Below are 18,629 nucleotides of genomic sequence, written 5' to 3' on the forward strand. Positions count from 1 at the left end.
CAGCGGCATTCTTCACCTCGCAGCTAGACCAAACCAGTCTCAGCGTTTCGAGCACCTGGTCTGTTGAAGCGCAAGTCGGTGAAGGCGCCGTGATGTGCGCACGATTCGAACAACACGGCCGCAATGTATTGCGGCAGGTCAAAAATGAGGCGGGCTCTTGATGCAAGTTGTCTCCGGAGTGACTAGTCTTGTAGCCGTCGTTATGCGTCTACTTTGCGCCGTTGCCTCTTATGCGTACAGTCTGTTTTTCTTCGTCCGTTGGTAAGCTCCGCTAACCTCGGCCTCCGCGCCGCTGTCCATAACTGGGTTCTCGGCCGCGCAAGACGTTCATATGCGACGCTCTCGAAACCACCGCCGATCGCGGATTTCGCGCGGGCATCCGCCATGTCTGGGCCGGGAATTCAGGTAGCCAACGCTGGAGTGTTTGTTAGTGACTGGCGATCTCGATCGTAACTCATTAGTTAGGCCTTCCACTTCAACTCGTTTGTTCGCTCTCGTGGCACCGATCCCGTCGGTCTTTGTCTCTACTGCAAAGCTCCTTTCTTCGGCAAGCGCTGTCCTCTCTCAAGGTTAGAGACTAGAGTCTGTCCCAGAGGCCAATGAGGCCGATAAAGAAAGAATCCTTCAAGGAGACATATGGCTCTGCATACCAGCTCCCTCGGCCGTCGCGCGGTCGCTGCCATCTCGCTCTGTACGGCCGCATTCGCTGGCACGGCAAGCGCAGCAGACAGCTCCGTTTTAATCGGCGTCGTTTTTCCAACCCAGAATCAAGCTCGCTGGGCGACAGAGGAAAAGATCTTCGTCGCCCGAGCGCAGGCGAACGGCGACAAGGTCATCTTTCAGTATTCCAACGAAAGTGCTGCGACGCAAAAAAATCAGGTCGAAAGCATGATTCAGCGTGGCGTGAAGGTCCTCGTGCTGGTGGCGATCGATCCAGTGGCGGCTGCTGACCTGGTCAAGGAGGCGCAGGCGAAAGGAATCAAGGTCATCGGTTATGACCGCTTCGTCGTCGGCGCCAAGCCGTCGTACAACGTGGGCCGGGACTTTTACGAAACTGGGAATCTTCAGGCCAGCACGGCGAAGCAACTGTTCCCTTCTGGCGACTTTGCGTTGATTCGTGGTGACAAGGCGACCCTGGCACAGGTCGAAATGTCGAAGGCCTACAACGACGTCCTGGTCAACAAGCCTGGCATCAATGTGGTGTACGACACGCTGACCCCGGGTTGGGAAACTGCGACGGCACAGCGAGAGGTCGAGGCGGCACTGCAAAAAAATCGCAATGTTAAGGCGGTCGTCGTCATGTGGGACAACGGTGGCCAGGCTGCCGTGCAGGCGTTGAAATCCGCCGGGAAAAAGCCGGGCGAGGTTTATGTCTCCGGCAGTGATGCTTCGACGCCGAGCCTTCGCTACATCGCGCAGGGTTGGCAGACCCAGTCCGTGTGGGCTCCGATCGACAAAACTGCGCTGAAGGCTGCCGACGTCGCTCACGCGCTTGGAACGGGCGTCGCGCCACCCGCCCCCACTACGACGGTGAATGGCGTGCCCACATTCTATGTGCCGCAAGTCAACGTCACCAAGGCCAATCTTTGCGAGTTCATCACGAAGATCGCGCCTGCGGGCTGGGTCACTGCCAAGGACGTCTTTGGGCCGGAGGGTAAGAGCTGTGAATAAGAGCGTCCCCGGGCTGGGCTCCGATCAGCCCGCAAAAACGGGCGCTCTGCTCGAGGGGCGCGGGCTCGGCAAGTCTTACGGAAGTGTTTCGGTCCTCCGTGGTGTCGATATCGCGATCCGAGCTGGCGAAGTCCTCGCGGTGCTGGGGGAGAACGGCGCAGGCAAGTCGACACTGATGAGAATCCTCTCGGGAATCATTCCACAGGGAGAGTACGAGGGATCGATTGAGATCGACGGAGCCCCCGCGCACTTTGCTTCGCTCAGCGCTAGCGAAGAGGCCGGCATCGTGCTGGTGCCGCAGGAACTGCATGTCATTCCGCACCTGTCGATTGCGGAGAATATGTTTGCGTCCCGGCTGCCGGGGCGCTTTGGACTCTATGACGAGACAGCAGCGGTCCGCATGGCACGGGAAGCCCTTGAAGTGTTCGGCCTCAATGTCGATCCTCGCGCGCGCAGCGCCATCCTCACACCGTCCGAGCGACGCCTCATCGTCCTGGCGGCAGCGCTGCATCGATCTGCGCGCGTGCTCATCCTGGATGAGCCGACGGCGGCGATGACGGATGTCGAAACCGATCTGCTGTTCGAGCAACTCAGATTGATCCGCGACGCAGGCGTCGGCATTGTTCACATCACGCATCGGCTGGATGAACTGGGGCAGATCGCCGACCGAATCCTTGTGCTCAGAAACGGCGCCGTCACGGGTCGGTTCAATTCGGTTCCCGCTAAGGCCGAGTTGGTGCAAGCGATGCTCGGTGAAACCTTTGAGGCCAACGCCCAACGTGAGCCGTCGAGTCCGCGCTCGCGCCGTGGAGCGCCCGTTCTGCAGGTGAAGAACTTATCGGTGTACGTCGACGCTCCGCAACGCCGGGCTCGATCGACCAACGTCAGCCTCGAGGTCTATCCGGGCGAAGTCGTTGGGCTCTACGGACTCGTCGGCGCGGGGCGCACCGAGTTGGCGAGAGCGTTGTTTGGCGCGTGGCCCGGACCAGTGACTGGCGAGTGCGTCATTGCGGGGCACCGAGGAGTGCCTCGCAATACGCACGAAGCACGCCGGCGTGGCATGTCGCTGCTAGCGGAAGACCGCAAGTCTCAGGGCGTCATGCGCGGCCAGTCCATCAGCAACAACATGACGGCGTCCATGCTGGAGGACTTTTCGATGTTTAAGTTACTCATCGACATTCCGCGGGAACGCCGGCACGTGGCCGACATGATCGCAAAGCTCGGCGTGCGCCCTGCCGACCCGGGTGTTTCGCTCAACGCACTGAGTGGCGGCAACCAGCAAAAGGTCCTCCTCGCGCGCTGCCTCTTCAAGGGACTGAAGGTACTCATCCTTGACGAGCCAACCCTGGGTGTCGACATCGGTGCCCGCGTCGACATTTACAAAGAGGTGCAGTCGATCGCACGAGAGCGAGACGTGGGCGTTCTGATCATTTCAAGCGACCTTGAAGAGATCTTGGCGGAGGCGGACCGCGTATTCGTGATGTACAAGTCGCGAATCCAAGGTGAGTTCGCACGCGGCGTCACGTCCCACGAGCTTCTATCCGCGGCAACAGGAGCTTTGCACGCATGAAATCGCAAGAACTGTCTTCAAACGCGGCAGTGCTCTCACAGCCTGCAGCCGCGCCGAGATCAAAAGCGCTGTTGATCGAGCTGATGAAGTCGCGGGCGATGGCGCTCCTGCTGCCGTCGGTGATCCTGTTCTTTTATTTTCAGGTCATGTCCGACGGTGTTTTCATTTCGTCGGCCAACGCGTCGCTTCTGCTGCGTCAGACTGCGGCTGTGGCAGTGGTCGCCGCGGGCGTCACGGTTCTCATCATCATGGGTGAAATCGATCTGTCGATTGGCAGCACTGCATTCTTGGCCGGCCTGGTCGCCGCCGAATGTCAGATGTCCGGGTACGGTGTGGCGGCAAGCGTGCTGGCCGCGATCGGCACAGGTGTGGCGATCGGCCTGGTGCAGGGCATCGTCGTGACACGACTGTCCGTGCCGGCGTTCATCGTCACACTCGCGGGATTGCTGCTTTGGCGAGGCCTGGGGCTGGCATGGACCAACGCGGCGGCCATTGGCCCCGTCGATGCGGACTTCGCGAACCTGACGGAGGGTCGCATGTCGCCCCTCATGACTTTCGGCTTGATCGCGGCAGTCGTTTTACTAGCTGTCTGGAGCACCTACGCGAGATACCGCTCGACAAAAGAGCACGGCGCCGTTTCATTTGGATCGGCCGCGGCTCCTCTGGGCCTTGGCGTGGCTGCCGCCGGAGGTCTTTTGTGGTTTTACATCGGCGGCGGCGGCGTGCCGAATGCGATCTTGTGGATTGGCGCGATCGCGGTATTACTCGACATCATCCTGACGCGCGCGAAGTTCGGACGCCAGACCTTCCTTGTTGGGTCAAACAGTGAGGCTGCCGTGTACGCCGGCATCAACGTCCGACGAACCGTCCTGATTGGCTTCGTCGTAATGGGGGCGATCTGCGGCATCGCGGGAACGATGCTCATCGCACGGGTAGGAACATCGACGGCTGATTCAGGCATCAATCTTGAACTCACGGCGATCGCGGCGGCGACCATCGGCGGCGTGTCGCTCCGAGGCGGAATCGGCTCGGTGCGCGGTGCCTTGCTCGGTGCCTTCCTGCTTGCAACGATCGATAACGGAATGTCGTTATTGGGCGTTTCCAGCTATGCACAGAACGTCGTGAAGGCACTCATTCTCGTTTTCGCTGTCGGGCTAGACGGCTATTTGACGCGACGCCGCTCGACACGGTAAACCCAGGGACCTTAGACGCGTAGTGCGTCCAGCGGCTGCGATCAAGAAATCTATCGCAAACCCTTATCTGTTGCGGCACTCCATGCCGTGCACTCACAATGTGACAGGAGTTTTCATGAGTAACGTTACCTATGATTTTTCGGGCCAAGTTGCATTGGTGTCTGGCGCGGCGGCTGGCCTCGGCCTCGCCACCGCCAAGGCTTTTGCGGCGAGCGGAGCAAAAGTCGCGCTGGTTGATATCGACGAGGGGGCCCTGCAGGCGGCGGTCAAGGGTCTAAGGGACGAGGGGCGCGAAGTGCTCGGCATTTGCTGCGACGTCAGTGACGATCGCCAGGTGAAGGAAATGGTCGAGAAAACGGTCAAGACTTTCGGCAGGCTGGACGCAGCCTACAACAATGCGGGCATCGTGCCGCGTGCGACGGATTTCACCGAGATCCTCCAGTCCGACTATGACCGTCTGATGGCGGTCAACCTCAAAGGCGTGTGGAACGCAATGAAGTACGAACTGCTCCAGATGGAAAGCCAAGGCTCCGGCACTATCGTGAACTGCTCGTCTCTGGCCGGCCTGGTTGGCGGTTATGGCCGTCCCGGCTACCACGCCGCCAAGCATGGCGTGGTGGGTCTGACGCGGAGCGTCGGCATGGAATACGCTGCTCGCGGCATCCGGGTGAACGCGGTGTGCCCCGGCACCATGGTGACCCCGCAGGTCATGCGCATGTCGGAATCCAACGATCTTGACCTTGAACTTGTCGAGAAGAGCGTCCCCATCAAGCGCATGGGCCGCGCCGAAGAAATTGCCGATGCTGTGCTTTGGCTTTGCAGCTCGGGCTCGACTTACGTCATCGGCCAGGCACTCGCTGTCGACGGCGGTTACACGACTCAGTAATCGACGCCCTTATTTGATAGGTCCAAGAACTAGAACTCATCCAGCGCCATGAATCTGGCGCCTGGTTTGCGCAACTTCAGCGGGAGAGATGGGCGTGAAAGGTTTGTTTTTTCTTGGTGACCGCCAGGTCGTCCTCGCGTCGGTTGATGACCCCACGCCGGCCCACGGTGAGGTGGTGGTCGAGATTAAAGCATCCGGCATGTGCGGCAGCGACCTGCATCCGTACCGGGCGCCCCACGATTCCGAAATCCCGCTCGAAAGACGCTTCATTGGCGGTCACGAGCCCTGTGGCGTCGTCGTCGAAGTTGGGCCAGGTGTGCCGAAGCATGTCGCCAAGCCCGGTGATCGCGTGATGGTGCACCACTACCACGGCTGCACAACCTGCGCGCATTGCCGGACGGGTTGGCCGCAACTGTGCCGTCCCGCGACCCGCACGACGTACAGTGCCAATGCGCATGGCGCGCACGCGCCGTACATGAAGGTGCCGGCCTCGACACGGGTCTGCCTGCACGAGTCACTGAGTTTCGAGGCGGGCGCTGCCATTGCCTGTGGGACTGGAACGGCATGGGGGGCGCTGGAGCGTCTGAAACCCGGTGGCAATGAAACCATCGCCGTTTTTGGCCAAGGGCCCGTAGGTCTTTCGGCGACCATGCTGGCAACCGCCCGAGGTGCCCGGGTGATTGCCATCGATCTGGACGATGATCGCCTCGCTCTCGCAAAGTCATTCGGCGCTGCGCAGACGATCAATGCCAACGACGTTGACGTCTGTGAGGCGCTGCGAGACCTGACCTCGGGCCACGGGATCGAGATGGTCGTCGAGACCTCCGGTTCGTCGCAGGCCGCTCAGGCGGGCATCGACAGCACCGCCGTCTGGGGGAAAGTCTGCATGGTCGGCATCGGCAGCAAGGTCTCTATTGAAACTCGCGCACTACTGGACCGCCAGGTTACGGTCATGACCTCGTACACGATGTCGACCGTGCAACAGTATCAATGCGCCGAATTCATCGTTTCCCGCAACCTCGACCTGGATCGCCTCTTCACCGACCGCTGGCGTCTGGATCAAGCGGAGCAAGCCTATCGGGTACTCGACGCACAGTCGAGCGGTAAGGGCGTGTTCCTTTTCTGACCGCTGCACCTACCTTAAAAAACCCACCTGATCTGATGGAAGGGAACGACTTTATGAACTGGCAAGCACGCGATAACAGTCTTTACATCGGCGGCCGGTGGCTGCCACCCGCTAGCGATGATCGAATCGATATCGTCTCGCCGTGGACGGAGAGTGTCATTGCGAGTGTCGCGGCGGCTTCACCGGCTGACATGGGCAAGGCGGTCACTGCGGCGCGGTGCGCATTCGATTTCGGGCCCTGGCCAAATTTGTCCATGGATCAACGGATCGCGACGGTGGCGCGCTTACGTGACATCATGGCCCGACGACGCAGTGAAGTCGCGGAGGTCATCACGCGTGAGATGGGCAGCCCGATCACGGCATCGCTGACCCAACAGGCACAGATCCCGCTGTTGATGCTCGACGCCTTCATCGAGATCGCTCGCGACTTACCCCTTAGCATGCTGCGCAAAGCGGCAACGGGCCAAGGTCAGGTCTTCCGTCAGCCCAAAGGCGTGGTAGCCGCCATCGTGCCGTGGAATGCACCCATGATGAGCATCACGATGAAGCTGGGCCCTGCTTTGCTCGCGGGTTGCTGCGTCATTGTCAAAACAGCGCCGGAAACGGCCTTGTCCGGCCAGCTCCTGGCCGAGATGCTCGACGAAGCAGGCTTTGCGGAGGGTGTGGTCAGCGTGCTGCCTGCCGACCGGGGCCCGAGCGAGTATCTCGCGCTCCACCCTGGTATCGACAAGGTTTCGTTCACGGGATCAACGGCTGCTGGCCGGCATCTGGCCGAAAGGTGCGGCGCGCTGCTGCGCCCGATCACGCTCGAACTAGGCGGCAAATCGGCCGCACTGATTCTCGACGACGCCGACATTGAGGATGCCGTTGAAAAGCTTCGCGTCGGTGCCTTCCGCAACTCCGGCCAGATCTGCAGCCTGAAGACCCGCATCCTGGTGTCTCGTCGGCGCAGGGACGACGTCGTCGAGGCGCTGGGGGCGCTGCTGGATACGATGCCCGTCGGAGATCCGAATGATCCCGCGACCCAGATTGGTCCGATGGTGTCGAGCCGACAGATGAACCGTGTGTCCGGTTATATCACCCAAGGCATCAAGGAGGGCGCGCGCCTCGCCAAGGGTGGGCCTGGCCTTCCGCCGGGCCTCTCACATGGTTGGTTCGTACAGCCCACGTTGTTCACCGATGTCGATCCTGGCGCGACTATCGCGCAGGAAGAGATCTTCGGACCGGTTTTGTCGATCCTCTGCTATGACGATGAGAATCATGCCGTCACCATCGCCAACAACTCTCAATATGGGCTCAACGGCGCCGTGTTCTCGGCTGACGTCGAGCGCGCTGTTTCTATCGCACAGCGTATCAAGACTGGAATCGTCGAGATCAATGGCTGCGGCGTTGGCTTCCTCTCGCCAATAGGCGGAGTCAAGGCCTCCGGGCTAGGACGCGAGGCTGGCCCGGAAGGGTTCGAGCCATATTTTGAATACAAGGCGATCGGTGTACCCGAGGGCTACGCTTACTGCCCTCGCCCCTAGTTCACGCACAACGAGCGTCGCGCGGGTTTCGGCATTCTCAAAATATTCTGTCCATCCAGAGGTGTTCCATGTCAGAAGTGTCAGTCGTCGCCATATCAATCGCCAAGCCCGGATACGAAGAGCGTCTGAAGGCAGCGCTCGGGGGGCTCGTCAATCCGGTTCGCAATGAGGCCGGCGCCCTGCAGTACGATCTGCATCAGGATAGGAACGACCGGAGGCGCTTCGTCGTCATTGAGCGGTGGGCGAACGATACCGCATTCCAGGCCCATGTCGCCGCGCCTCACATTGAAGCCTACCGAAAGCTTGCGAGCGACTGGCTTGAGTATGCGGAGTTTTTCGCTCTGGATCATGTGCGGTAATTTGCACTCCACGCATCTAGAAGACCAAGGAGACAAACCGTGAGAATTGGACAAGCGCAACTGGTAGCCGACGGCTTCTGCTTCCTGGAAGCGCCGAAGTGGCGAGACGGCAAGATCTGGATGTCAGACGTTTTCGGCCGGGCAGTCTATACGGTGACGCCGGAGGGCAAGCGCGAACTGGTGTGCAAGATCCCTTTGATGCCCGCGGGTCTGGGTTTCATGCCGGATGGCCGGCTGATCATTTCCTCGCACGGGGACCGAAAACTGATGCAGTGGAAAGACGGCGAGCTCTCCGTCTACGCGGATCTCTCAGCCGTCATTCCCTACTGGATCAATGATTTCGCGATCGACGCGAACGGCCGAATCTACCTCGGTAACTACGGCTACCATTACAACAAAGGTGAGGCGCCACAGCCGGCCAGGATGCACCGCGTCGATCCAGATGGCAGCATCACCGAAATCGCTACGGGCATGGACTTCCCCAATGGGGCTGTCATTATCAATGGCGGCCGCACTCTGGTCGTCAACGAAACCTGGGTGGGCCGCGTGACGGCCTTTGATCTGACGACCGACGGCAAGCTCATCAACCGACGCGTTTTCGCACATTTGGGGGAGCGTGGCCCCGATGGCATGTGCGCCGATGCCTCGGGTGCAATTTGGGTCGGCTGCTATAACTCGGGCGAGATCCTTCGTGTGCTTGACGGTGGAGAGATCACCGATCGCTTTGCCTTCGACGGGCGCGCCATATCTTGCGTTGTTGGAGGGGAGGACGGTCGCACCCTCTACATGACTGCGTTCCTGGGCGCCAACGAGGAAGTGGCACTGGCAAAACCAAAAAGCGCGCTATTCAGCGCAAAGATCGATGTTGGGCAGCCTGCCTAACCTTATTCACTATCGATAGTGCGCGGCATTCGTCCGATTTCGCTGGAGAGAACTAATGTTTGACGGTATGTCGACCACGACGAAGTAAGTCCCGATCGACATACCGCCTAACGCTGACGCTTACCGGTCCGAGCGCTTTCGCACAGCCCCCGGCGGGCGCAGTCGTTGCGTACCCTTGCGGGACGTCAGCGGCGGTTTGCGGCGCCAGTCCTCCAGTTCTCGGGCGCAATAGCAAGGGCTACGAGAAAGTGGACCACTATGAGATTGACTGAAAATCTCTCGCGGTAACGCGATCAAGACGTATCGCCTCGACCATTGCCCTAGGCCATAGAAAGCCGTGCTGTAGCCAACCCTCCTATGGGCAAATCGAGGCCGATGACGAGGGGCCAACATCCAACTCGCCAATCGGCCCGGGCCCCGTCCGCTCACCAAATTGAGTCCACATAGGTGTGCGTTCGGAGATAAGCGTCTGGAGTAATGAGGGCACCACCGAGCGCAATGGTCGTGGCAACGATGACTTTTTGATGGGACGTGAGCGGCACCGAAATGTTCGCCGCCCGTACGGCGATCGAGAAATCGACGGGAATCACGCGCATTCCCTCTATCGTAGCCAATGTCAACAGCCAGCTTCGGGTGCTCACCGACAATGCGAGTCGCCCGTCTTCAATGAACTTGCCGACATCAAGCACACTGATGCTCGAAATCGCAATTTCGCTCGCTTCCATTCCACGCTCGACTGCCTCACGAGCTGCTACGCTCAGCTTGCCCTGGTCGCACAGCCACAGCAGCAAGGCGCAAGTATCGAGCACAATCATGGAGCGCTCTCTCAACTCTGAGTTAGGTCGGGTGTGGCTTCCGGATCGAAGTACACGATTCCAGCACGAAGAACGTCTATCGGATCATCGCGACCCGACGTATAACGGCGAATTTCTACGGTTGGCTTGCCACGACTCGTCACAACCACCTTTTCACCCAGAGCCTCGACTTGGCGGAACAGTTCACAAGCTTTAGCCTTAAACGTCGCCTTCGAGATGCGCTTTTCCATCTTATCTCCCCGATCTCACTCACCGCATAGCTGCTACTAGCGGCTTACAAAAGCGCCACCTTTTATCCGCAACGGCCGGTCGAGGCAAGCTGGCAAGAAGCACCACTCCGTGAATTACAAAGGAGCCTTGTGATCTCTTTCGCCCCCACGCCTCTTATCATTGTGGTACGCATTTCGCGATATTGGATTTCGTGATGGCTGGCGTAGCAAGTTCCACGAATTGACCCGTACGTGGATCCCCGCCGCGACGCTCCAATTTGCCCTGAGCAGTTCGTCTGGTTGAGGCTTAAGCTCGGACGTCCATCCGGGAATGTGCATGAAAGCGCTCTCAGTCGATGCGATCCGCGGGCATCTGCGTCGAAGGTGCGAAGCGTTGCTCGAGTTCCCGCAAACGGGGCAGCCCGCCGAGCGCGGTGAAGTCAGAAAAACTGGCGCATCGATCAAGGATGGTCGTAACGGTGCCTACCCGCCGAATCTCGGCCAGCGCCTCAGCCATGGCCTTGATGGCGACCAGGGTGGTGAAATTTGGCAGAATCATTAACCGGTAGCCGAGGCGACATAATTCGTCCGGCGTTAGAAACGGCGTCTTGCCGCTGGCGGCCACGTTGAACAGATGGTCACCGGGGATCGATTGAGGAATTTGCGCGATTTGTTCCAGTGTGCTTGGCGATTCGACAAACAGCATGTCCGCGCCGGCGTCCAGATATGCCTTGCAACGTAGAACGGTCTCGTCCATGCCCGCAACCGCCAGTGAATCGCAGCGCGCAATGATCATGAAGTCCGGATCGGAGCGTGCCTCGACAGCCGCGCGAATTTTCAGCGCCGCTTCCTCCAGCGGGATCAGACTCTTGCCGAGAAGGTGTCCACATCGCTTGGGGAACTGCTGATCTTCCAGATGGATCGCCGCGACGCCAGCCCGCTCGTATTCCCGCACCGTTCGCTGGACGTTGAGTGCATTGCCGAAACCCGTGTCGGCGTCCGCAATCACCGGGATGCTGACGGACTGGGTGATCGCGGCGGCGTTAGCCACCATTTCCGTCATCGAGATGAGGCCGAGATCTGCGACGCCGAGGCGGTCCATTGCCGTACCGCCCCCCGGCATGTAGACGGCCTCGAAGCCCGCCTGCTCCACCAGCTTGGCTGGCATCGGGCTGAAGGCGCCCGGGGCAATGAGCGTTCGGCCGGACCGTAGCAGCGCCCGCAGCTTTCGCCCGGGGGAAGCCGTGCGGGTTTGATCTTTAGAGTCCATCGGTGCCAGCCGCTGCGCCACTCGAGGCCAGCGCAGTGGTCGCCGCCGGAGATTGTTGGCCATAGGGAATCGCTCTGCCAGTCATCGGATGCAGCTTCGGCGGTTCTGGAAGCTTTTCGTCGGTGACGATACCAGCCTCGCGTGCCTTAATCTGCAACGCAATGTAGTGGGTCCAGATGCGCGCCTGGGCGAATCCGCCGCCGGTGAACCACAGCCCTTTTTGCGGCGTGGGTTTGTACATGTTGCACATTTCTCCGCCTTCGTCCATGCCCCAGACCGGGCCGAGCTTCTGCGCGATTTCATTGCCCAGCAGTTGCTGCACGACCGCATGGGGCAACTGATAGCCCGTGGCCGTGACGACCAGGTCGGCCGGCTCTATCCGACCGTCCTTCATTAAAGCGCCGTCGGGAACGAACCGCTCGATATCGCTGTATTGCAACAGGCCGATCTCGCCGTTGACGATGAGGTCCGAGCATCCGACATTGAGGTAGTAGCCGCCGTGACTCGCACGAACCTTCATTTGGTGACCACCACCCTCTGCACCAATGTCTAGCTTAAAGCCTTTGGCCTGAAGCCCATCGAGCAGTTCCTTGTCGTTTTCGAGCATGCGCTGCGTGGCAATTTTGTAGCCGCGCAGAAGAACCTCGAATGTGTTGCAGCTGACGATCAGATCACAATCATCGAGTGGCAGCCCTTCGTTGTAATAGATCGAATGGTTGATACTGGCCGACTTCACGCTAAACACCGTCAGTGACCCGCGCTGAATCATCTTGACCTTTGCGCCATGGGCATGAAGGTCTTGCGCGATGTCATGGGCAGTGTTGCCCACGCCGAGCACCATGACCTTCTTGCCATCCCATTTCGCGCCGCTGTCAAAGTGATGCGAGTGAATGAGTTCGCCCTTGAAGTCCCTCAGCCCCGGTACGTCTGGCACATTGGGCTCTCCAACCACGCCGTTCGCAAATACCAGATGGCGCGGATGGAGTATGCGCTCCGGCCCATCGCCCAGTCGCACGCGGGCGTTCCAGACGCCGCGCTTCTCGTCGAATCGTCCCTCGACAAACGTCGTGTTTGTCCAGACGTTACACTCCATCGTTCTCGCATACGACTCTATCCAATCGCCCAGCATGTCTTTGGGGAGATACCGGGGCCAGCTGGACGGGTACTGCAAGTAAGGCAGGTGATTCAGTTCGATACCATTGTGTAGCGCCAGCGCGCTATACCGCCGCCGCCAGACATCGCCAACCTTCGGAAGCCGCTCCACGACGAGTGCATCCACGTTTAGCAGACGCAGCCGCGCGGCCAGTTCGATGCCGTTGTGACCGCCGCCGACGATGAGCACCGCTGGCTCCCGGTCGACATAGAGCTGATCCTTGGCTCTGCGTTCGCCCCAAGGTTCACCGCCGAAAGTACGTTGTTGCGACCCATCCGGTCGATTCGGCCCAATCGGCTCTTCGAAGCCCTTGAGCTCGCGCAATGACGTGCTGATCACCCAGGCCCGGCCCGGATTAGCGGTCGGCATGCGCAGGACGCCTTGTCCCCGGCCCACGGCCGTTTCGAAGTGCATGATGGCCTCTACCACTTCTACGCCGGCCCGCGTCAGACGCCGTGGGCCGGTCCGACCCTCGGCAATTCTGAAACCATGAGCTTGAACGCGTGGTTGCTCGCTCAGTAGGCGGTCAACGACGGCTTTACGGCCGTCTGATGGCGTGATGGTCCAAGTGAACGCGAGCAGGTCGCGCCAATGGGCATCCTCGATAAACAGCGCCTCCAAAGCCGACGCGTCAAGTCCGCGCAGCGCCTCGTCGAAACTAGACAGCCAGTGCTGCACACGCTCGATATCCGGCATGGATTGAACGGACGATTCCTTGACTCCGTAAGAACTTTCAGCCATCGCGATGCTCCAGTCGTAATAAGTAGGCGAGACACCGTATTGCCGGTTCGCCCGATGCCCTTTAATGTAGGGAAACATGCGGCATGCGCCTAGCCGCGTGCGCGCCAATGACCCTTGCCTTGCGCGCAAAGATCAACGCTTATTTATATCGACTGCCGAGGGGACATCTGTTGGACGACTTCGCACGTATTAAAACCTTCATCAAGGTCGTGGAGGCGGGAAGCTTCTCAGCCGCGGCACGCAATCAATATTCGGTCAGTTCCGTGGCACGTCAGGTCAAGTCCCTTGAGGACGAACTGGGAGCCCGCCTGCTCAACCGCACTACTCGCAGCCTGGCGCTCACCGATGCCGGGCGTCAGTTTTACGAACGGGTAACGGCGATCGTGAACGACTTGAACAAGGCGAAGTCCGAGGTCACGTCGATACATGAGGAAGTCAAAGGCGTTCTACGAGTGCGGCTGCGCGTAACAGCCGGAACGACGGTCGTTGTCCCAGCCTTGCCGGCCTTTCTGGCGCGCCATCCTGAACTGGAACTAGACATCACCGTTAACGACGAGCGATGCGATCTGGTTGCCAACAACATCGATGTGGCAATGTGGCTTGGAGCAATTCCCGACGCCGAGATCGTGGCCCGTCGACTCAGTCCGACGCGGCGAATCGTCTGCGCGGCGCCGGCGTACCTCGAGCGTTACGGCCCACCGCAAACTCCCCAGGATTTGAGCCGTCACAAGTGCCTGGTGTTCGCCGCTCCGTCATACAGCAACCAATGGAGCTTCACCCGCGCGGGGCAGATTGAGAATGTTGAAGTGCACGGCAACATCCGGTCCGACAACGGCCTCGTGTTGCTGGCTTCGGCCGAGGCTGGCGTTGGCATCATAATCGCGCACGAATGGATGGTGCGCGGCGCGTTGGCAGATGGGCGTTTGATCAAGCTTTTAGGCGACTATATCGTCAACCCTCGGCCCGGCGACGCCGATCTGTATGCAGTGTTTCCTTCTAGCCGTGGGCTTTCTCGCAAGATCCGAGCGTTCGTCGATTTTTTGGTCGAGGCCTTCAGCCACGGAGACGAGCCCGCTTGACGTTGGTAGAACCGGATGGCACCACAAAAGGAGCCCTTTTCCCGGCCACCAGACTCGCTGTTAATCGATATGCTTCACCGAGCCTTCTCGCGGGGCGTGCCAAGGACCTTGGCGACCCACGCAACAGCGGATGCGGCAAACTGGTAACGTGCCAAGTGTATGGAGAATGCCGTGAAATCCAGGCCATCGAATCGTCAAACAATGTCGATGAATGTTTATGAATCTCTCGATGAGACCCATCGGGCGATCGTTCTACATCTGGAGCGGCTCAAGCTGCTTGCACAGTTGCTACCAACCGCGCCTTCTAACGAGACTGTCCGCGGCCAGGTTCGCGAAGTGATCGACTTTTTCACTGGAGCCTCACGCGAGCACCACTACGACGAGGAAAAGTTCGTCTTTCCACCACTGCTGGCCGGCACCGATGCGACGGTGCACAAGGTCATCGAACGCCTGCGAGAAGACCACGCCTGGATCGAATTGCAATGGTTGGACATTCAAGCGCAGCTTGAAACATCTGCGGAGGGCGCATCTGCGAAAGATGGTCAGGACCTGATCGCCGCAATTGACGACTTTGCCCTCCTTATGCATGACCACATGGCCTTGGAAGAGTCTACGTTGCACTCGGTGCACTCGGCAGACTAGGCGCAATCGGTAAAGATGGCTGAATAGAGACGAGATTGATGCAGACCGCGCAGTTGGAAGTCGCTCAGCTGTGTAGAGCGCGCACCCCTCGCCGCTCTTCACGTTCACAAGAAACACGCACGTCTGGAAGAGAGGCGCCAGCGCCGTCTGCCAGTTGACGCCGCCTCATTCCTGCTGGCACTGCCAGCGCCGAGGCCGCGGTTTCCTGCGGCCTTGTCCTGTCGGCGCAACCCAGGTAGAAGTCAGCTGCAGCTTTTGCTGTCAGCGCCGAAGACCTCCTTGGCTGTCACCCAACCGGTGGGGGCGATCTTTCTCACAAACTCGCAGAGGTTGGCCTTGGTGATGTTGACCTGCGGCGCATAGTAGGTCGGCACGCCGTTGACGGTCGCACTCGGAGCAGGCGGAGCCGCCCCCGTCCCGAGCGCGTGCGCAACATCGGCAGCTGTCAGCGCCAATTTGTCGATTGGAGCCCACACTGATTGAGTCTGCCAACCCTGCGCGATGTAGCGCAAGCTCGGCGTCGAAGCGTTGGTCCCGGAGACGTAGACGTCGCCGGGCTTCTTGCCGGCCGATTTCAAGGCCTGGACCGCAGCCTGCCCACCGTCGTCCCACATGGTGACGACTGCCTTAATGTTCGGGTTCTTTTGCAGCGCCGCCTCCACCTCGCGCTGAGCTGATGCGGTCTCCCAGTTAGGAGTCAGGGCGTCGTACACGACCTTGATACCCGCCTTGTTGATTAGGACGTCGTTGTAGGCCTTCGACATCTCAACCTGCGCCAAGGTCGCCTTATCGCCGCGAATAAGCGCATATTGGCCGGAGGGGGAAATTTGCAGCGCCGTCGCGGCTTGAAGCTTGCCGGTTTCATAGTAGTCGCGTCCGATGTTGTACGAGGGCGTGGCGCCGACGACGAAGCGGTCATAGCCGATGACCTTGATGCCCTTGGCCTGGGCTTCCTTGACCAAGCCGGCTGCTGCTACCGGGTCGATGGCTACCAGCACCAGGACTTTGACGCCGCGCTGAATCATGCTCTCGACTTGATTCTTCTGGGTCGCGGCACTCTCGTTCGAATATTGGAAGATTACTTTGTCGCCGTTCGCCTGCGCCCGCGCGACGAAGATTTTTTCTTCGATCGCCCAGCGAGCTTGATTCTGGGTTGGAAAAACGACACCGATCAAAACTGAGCTGTCTGCGGCGCTTGCCGTGCCAGCGAGTGCGGCCGCACATAACGAGAAGGTAGCGACCGCGCGGCGGCCGGGCGAAGTGTTGCGCAGAGCCATATGTCTCCTTGAGAATTTATTTCTTTATCGGCCTCGTTGGCCTCCGCGCCAGACTCTAGTCTCGAATCTTGAACCGGGACAGTCTGTACCGGAGAAAGGAGCTTTGCGCACTGAGCAAAGCTAACGATGAGTTCGATCCGGTTGGTTTCGCGTGCGCCGTTCCGATCCGATTCTTGCGACAGACCGCAAGGTGCTTACCGCGTCCGCCAGTTGCTGCAGAATTCATGCGCCTCTAACCTTCTATCCAAGGAGGGCATCAAACTCATGCTGAATCTGCACGGAAAGGTAGCTTTTGTCGCGGGCGCTGGCTCGGTCGCCGAAGGTTGGGGAAACGGCCGCGCGACCGCCGTCCTGATGGCGCGTCAGGGCGCCAAGGTGTTCGGCGTTGACTATAGTGCTGAGGCGCTATCAGGTACAACAGCCGCCATGGAACAGGAAGCAGGCGCGGACTGGACCGGCTGGCTGGCCAACATGACCTCCAGCGAGGAGGTTGAAAGGGCCGTGGCCGAGTGCCTTAGCCGATACGGCCGCATAGACATCCTTGTCAACAACGTTGGCGGAAGCGCACCCGGTACGCCGGTTTCGATGTCGGTCGATGAATGGGACGGTCAGCTTGACCGAAATTTGAAGACAGCATTCCTCGGATGCAAGCATGTCCTGCCGGTGATGGAACGCCAGTTCGCCGCGGAAGGCAGGGGAGGTGCGATTGTCAATGTATCCAGCATTGCGAGCATGAGCTTTCAGGTCGATGGACGAGTGCACGTGGCATACGCCGCTTCGAAGGCTGGCCTCGAGACACTGAGCCGCGCGACGGCTATCGCCTATGTCAGGAAAGGCATTCGCGTAAACAGCGTCGTGGTTGGAATGATGCACACGCCACTTGTAGCGCATCGACTCACGCAGCAGCTTGGTACAGCGAATGCCGAAGACCTGGCAGCCAAGCGCAATGCGCTCATTCCAATGGGCCGCATGGGCGACGCTTGGGACGTCGCGAATGCTGTAGTCTTCCTGGCAAGTGACGAAGCAGGATACATAACGGCGACACAACTCGTCGTCGATGGCGGAGTGACGGCAGCGCGACCGGGGAACGTTGACTCCGATGCCCGCTGAACAGCAATATTGTTCCGAGAAAAGCGCTGTGACCAACTCGTCAACGCACCTGCCCGTCCGCGCTGAATGGTTGGCCACGCACAGCGAAATGGCGTTGGATCCGGCTCTTCCGGTTATCGACTCGCACCACCACCTGTACGACCGGCCGGGCTCGCGGTATCTTTTCGACGATCTTCTGTGCGATATCCGCGATGGCCACAATGTTCGCGCCACGGTAATTGTGCAAGCCCGATCGATGCTTAGAGCTGATGTCCCAGCGCACTTGCAACCTCTTGGTGAAACAGAATTCGCCAACGGCGTCGCCGCCATGAGTGCGAGTGGAATCTACGGCGACGCTCGTGTTTGCGCCGGGATTGTTGGATTTGCGGATTTGACGCTGGGGGATGCCATTCGACCGGTGCTGGAACGCCACATCTCGCTGGCTGGCGGCCCAATCGACACGGGCGGTCGGTTTAGAGGCGTGCGACAGTCCCTGACCTGGGATGCAGACGCCTCGCTTACGAACCCCCTCTATCCCACTACGCAATCCATGATGGACGAACCCCTCTTCCGCCGCGGGTTCGCGCATCTTGCCCCATTGGGGCTGAGCTTCGAAGCCTGGGTTTTCTTCCACCAGCTTTCGAGGGTCGCCGGACTTGCGCGCGCATTCCCGCAGACCCAGATTGTGTTAAACCACTGTGGCGGAGTCCTCGGCATTGCAGCGTACGCGAATCGACAAGCCGAGGTTTTCACGCACTGGAAACTGGGTCTGCAGGAGCTAGCGGACTGTCCCAATGTCATGGTGAAACTTAGCGGTCTAGGGATGCGGCTTGGTGGTTTTGCGTTTTCGGACCGCGAACGCGCGCCCAGTTCTGACGAGCTTGCCGACGCCTGGCGCCCTTGGATCGACACGTGCATCGACACCTTCGGGCCCGACCGATGCATGTACGGCAGCAACTTCCCCGTTGACAAAGGTAGTTATGGCTATGGCATCGGCCTGAACGCGCTCAAGAGATTAACGGCAGAATATAGCCGTGATGACAGGGCGAACATATTCTGGCGCTCGGCACAGACGTTCTATCGCTTGCCGGAGTCGAGTATGGTTATGTCGTCATCGAACCGGTGATGAGACGGCTCCAAC

Annotated in this window: 17 protein-coding genes; 12 read left to right on the forward strand and 5 right to left on the reverse strand. The window is 59.7% G+C overall.

All coding sequences use genetic code 11. The features are described from left to right. Positions 1-636 precede the first annotated feature (636 nt). The 8 genes from G5S42_RS07060 (at position 637) to G5S42_RS07095 (ending at position 9,213) form a co-directional block, all read left to right on the forward strand. Positions 637-1,671: a substrate-binding domain-containing protein gene (locus G5S42_RS07060; protein ID WP_176106128.1), complete on the forward strand. Its 1,035-nt coding sequence runs from the start codon at positions 637-639 to the stop codon at positions 1,669-1,671. Then, positions 1,664-3,241 (forward strand): sugar ABC transporter ATP-binding protein, encoded by a 1,578-nt coding sequence (locus G5S42_RS07065; protein ID WP_176106129.1) that lies wholly within the window; start codon positions 1,664-1,666, stop codon positions 3,239-3,241. Before G5S42_RS07060 ends, G5S42_RS07065 begins: the two co-directional genes overlap by 8 nt. Then, positions 3,238-4,434 carry an ABC transporter permease subunit gene (locus G5S42_RS07070; protein ID WP_176106130.1) on the forward strand — a complete coding sequence of 399 codons (1,197 nt, stop codon included), beginning with the start codon at positions 3,238-3,240 and terminating at the stop codon, positions 4,432-4,434. Before G5S42_RS07065 ends, G5S42_RS07070 begins: the two co-directional genes overlap by 4 nt. Positions 4,435-4,549: 115 nt before the next feature. Next, positions 4,550-5,320: an SDR family oxidoreductase gene (locus G5S42_RS07075; protein ID WP_176106131.1), complete on the forward strand. Its 771-nt coding sequence runs from the start codon at positions 4,550-4,552 to the stop codon at positions 5,318-5,320. An 88-nt stretch (positions 5,321-5,408) separates the two neighbouring features. Then, positions 5,409-6,446, forward strand: coding sequence for a zinc-dependent alcohol dehydrogenase family protein (locus tag G5S42_RS07080; protein WP_217709850.1), 1,038 nt, complete (start codon positions 5,409-5,411; stop codon positions 6,444-6,446). Positions 6,447-6,499: 53 nt separating this feature from the next. Next, on the forward strand, positions 6,500-7,972 hold the full coding sequence (locus G5S42_RS07085) for an aldehyde dehydrogenase (protein ID WP_176106133.1): 1,473 nt from the start codon (positions 6,500-6,502) through the stop codon (positions 7,970-7,972). A 68-nt stretch (positions 7,973-8,040) separates the two neighbouring features. Further along, positions 8,041-8,331 (forward strand): putative quinol monooxygenase, encoded by a 291-nt coding sequence (locus tag G5S42_RS07090; RefSeq protein ID WP_176106134.1) that lies wholly within the window; start codon positions 8,041-8,043, stop codon positions 8,329-8,331. A gap of 39 nt (positions 8,332-8,370) precedes the next feature. Continuing rightward, positions 8,371-9,213: an SMP-30/gluconolactonase/LRE family protein gene (locus tag G5S42_RS07095; protein WP_018434036.1), complete on the forward strand. Its 843-nt coding sequence runs from the start codon at positions 8,371-8,373 to the stop codon at positions 9,211-9,213. 425 nt (positions 9,214-9,638) lie between these two features. On the opposite strand, the gene G5S42_RS07100 is transcribed toward G5S42_RS07095, so the two are convergent. The 4 genes from G5S42_RS07100 to G5S42_RS07115 all read right to left on the reverse strand — a co-directional run bounded on the left by G5S42_RS07100 (position 9,639) and on the right by G5S42_RS07115 (position 13,479). Beyond that, complete coding sequence (locus G5S42_RS07100) at positions 9,639-10,028, reverse strand: type II toxin-antitoxin system VapC family toxin (RefSeq protein WP_176106105.1); 390 nt, start codon at positions 10,026-10,028, stop codon at positions 9,639-9,641. Between the two features lie 11 nt (positions 10,029-10,039). Continuing rightward, positions 10,040-10,258 carry a type II toxin-antitoxin system Phd/YefM family antitoxin gene (locus G5S42_RS07105; RefSeq protein WP_176106106.1) on the reverse strand — a complete coding sequence of 73 codons (219 nt, stop codon included), beginning with the start codon at positions 10,256-10,258 and terminating at the stop codon, positions 10,040-10,042. 328 nt (positions 10,259-10,586) lie between these two features. Beyond that, positions 10,587-11,507 carry an isocitrate lyase/PEP mutase family protein gene (locus tag G5S42_RS07110; RefSeq protein WP_176106135.1) on the reverse strand — a complete coding sequence of 307 codons (921 nt, stop codon included), beginning with the start codon at positions 11,505-11,507 and terminating at the stop codon, positions 10,587-10,589. Continuing rightward, positions 11,497-13,479 (reverse strand): flavin-containing monooxygenase, encoded by a 1,983-nt coding sequence (locus G5S42_RS07115; RefSeq protein ID WP_246391839.1) that lies wholly within the window; start codon positions 13,477-13,479, stop codon positions 11,497-11,499. The genes G5S42_RS07110 and G5S42_RS07115 overlap by 11 nt, the downstream gene beginning before the upstream one ends. A 92-nt stretch (positions 13,480-13,571) precedes the next feature. On the opposite strand from G5S42_RS07115, the gene G5S42_RS07120 reads away from it, so the two are divergent. Continuing rightward, positions 13,572-14,480 (forward strand): LysR family transcriptional regulator, encoded by a 909-nt coding sequence (locus tag G5S42_RS07120; RefSeq protein WP_217709851.1) that lies wholly within the window; start codon positions 13,572-13,574, stop codon positions 14,478-14,480. Positions 14,481-14,651: 171 nt separating this feature from the next. Beyond that, positions 14,652-15,122 (forward strand): hemerythrin domain-containing protein, encoded by a 471-nt coding sequence (locus tag G5S42_RS07125; RefSeq protein WP_176106136.1) that lies wholly within the window; start codon positions 14,652-14,654, stop codon positions 15,120-15,122. Between the two features lie 242 nt (positions 15,123-15,364). Here G5S42_RS07125 and G5S42_RS07130 read toward each other — a convergent pair whose 3' ends face one another. Further along, positions 15,365-16,399 (reverse strand): substrate-binding domain-containing protein, encoded by a 1,035-nt coding sequence (locus G5S42_RS07130; protein ID WP_176106137.1) that lies wholly within the window; start codon positions 16,397-16,399, stop codon positions 15,365-15,367. Positions 16,400-16,663: 264 nt separating this feature from the next. On the opposite strand from G5S42_RS07130, the gene G5S42_RS07135 reads away from it, so the two are divergent. Together G5S42_RS07135 and G5S42_RS07140 are read left to right on the forward strand one after the other, a co-directional pair. Continuing rightward, positions 16,664-17,509: an SDR family NAD(P)-dependent oxidoreductase gene (locus tag G5S42_RS07135; RefSeq protein ID WP_176106138.1), complete on the forward strand. Its 846-nt coding sequence runs from the start codon at positions 16,664-16,666 to the stop codon at positions 17,507-17,509. Further along, positions 17,499-18,614, forward strand: a complete 1,116-nt coding sequence (locus G5S42_RS07140) for an amidohydrolase family protein (RefSeq protein ID WP_176106139.1) — start codon at positions 17,499-17,501, stop codon at positions 18,612-18,614. The genes G5S42_RS07135 and G5S42_RS07140 overlap by 11 nt, the downstream gene beginning before the upstream one ends. Positions 18,615-18,629 lie beyond the last annotated feature (15 nt).

Origin of the sequence: Paraburkholderia youngii (genome assembly GCF_013366925.1) — a bacterium.
GTDB lineage: Bacteria > Pseudomonadota > Gammaproteobacteria > Burkholderiales > Burkholderiaceae > Paraburkholderia > Paraburkholderia youngii.

Excerpts from the sequence above, each read along its gene's own strand:
- G5S42_RS07105 (WP_176106106.1), bottom strand. The coding sequence starts at position 10,258 with ATGGAAAAGCGCATCTCGAAGGCGACGTTTAAGGCTAAAGCTTGTGAA.
- G5S42_RS07085 (WP_176106133.1), top strand. The coding sequence starts at position 6,500 with ATGAACTGGCAAGCACGCGATAACAGTCTTTACATCGGCGGCCGGTGG.
- G5S42_RS07080 (WP_217709850.1), top strand. The coding sequence starts at position 5,409 with ATGGGCGTGAAAGGTTTGTTTTTTCTTGGTGACCGCCAGGTCGTCCTC.
- G5S42_RS07110 (WP_176106135.1), bottom strand. The coding sequence starts at position 11,507 with ATGGACTCTAAAGATCAAACCCGCACGGCTTCCCCCGGGCGAAAGCTG.
- G5S42_RS07075 (WP_176106131.1), top strand. The coding sequence starts at position 4,550 with ATGAGTAACGTTACCTATGATTTTTCGGGCCAAGTTGCATTGGTGTCT.
- G5S42_RS07115 (WP_246391839.1), bottom strand. The coding sequence starts at position 13,479 with ATGTTTCCCTACATTAAAGGGCATCGGGCGAACCGGCAATACGGTGTC.
- G5S42_RS07140 (WP_176106139.1), top strand. The coding sequence starts at position 17,499 with ATGCCCGCTGAACAGCAATATTGTTCCGAGAAAAGCGCTGTGACCAAC.
- G5S42_RS07090 (WP_176106134.1), top strand. The coding sequence starts at position 8,041 with ATGTCAGAAGTGTCAGTCGTCGCCATATCAATCGCCAAGCCCGGATAC.
- G5S42_RS07060 (WP_176106128.1), top strand. The coding sequence starts at position 637 with ATGGCTCTGCATACCAGCTCCCTCGGCCGTCGCGCGGTCGCTGCCATC.
- G5S42_RS07070 (WP_176106130.1), top strand. The coding sequence starts at position 3,238 with ATGAAATCGCAAGAACTGTCTTCAAACGCGGCAGTGCTCTCACAGCCT.
- G5S42_RS07100 (WP_176106105.1), bottom strand. The coding sequence starts at position 10,028 with ATGATTGTGCTCGATACTTGCGCCTTGCTGCTGTGGCTGTGCGACCAG.
- G5S42_RS07130 (WP_176106137.1), bottom strand. The coding sequence starts at position 16,399 with ATGGCTCTGCGCAACACTTCGCCCGGCCGCCGCGCGGTCGCTACCTTC.
- G5S42_RS07135 (WP_176106138.1), top strand. The coding sequence starts at position 16,664 with ATGCTGAATCTGCACGGAAAGGTAGCTTTTGTCGCGGGCGCTGGCTCG.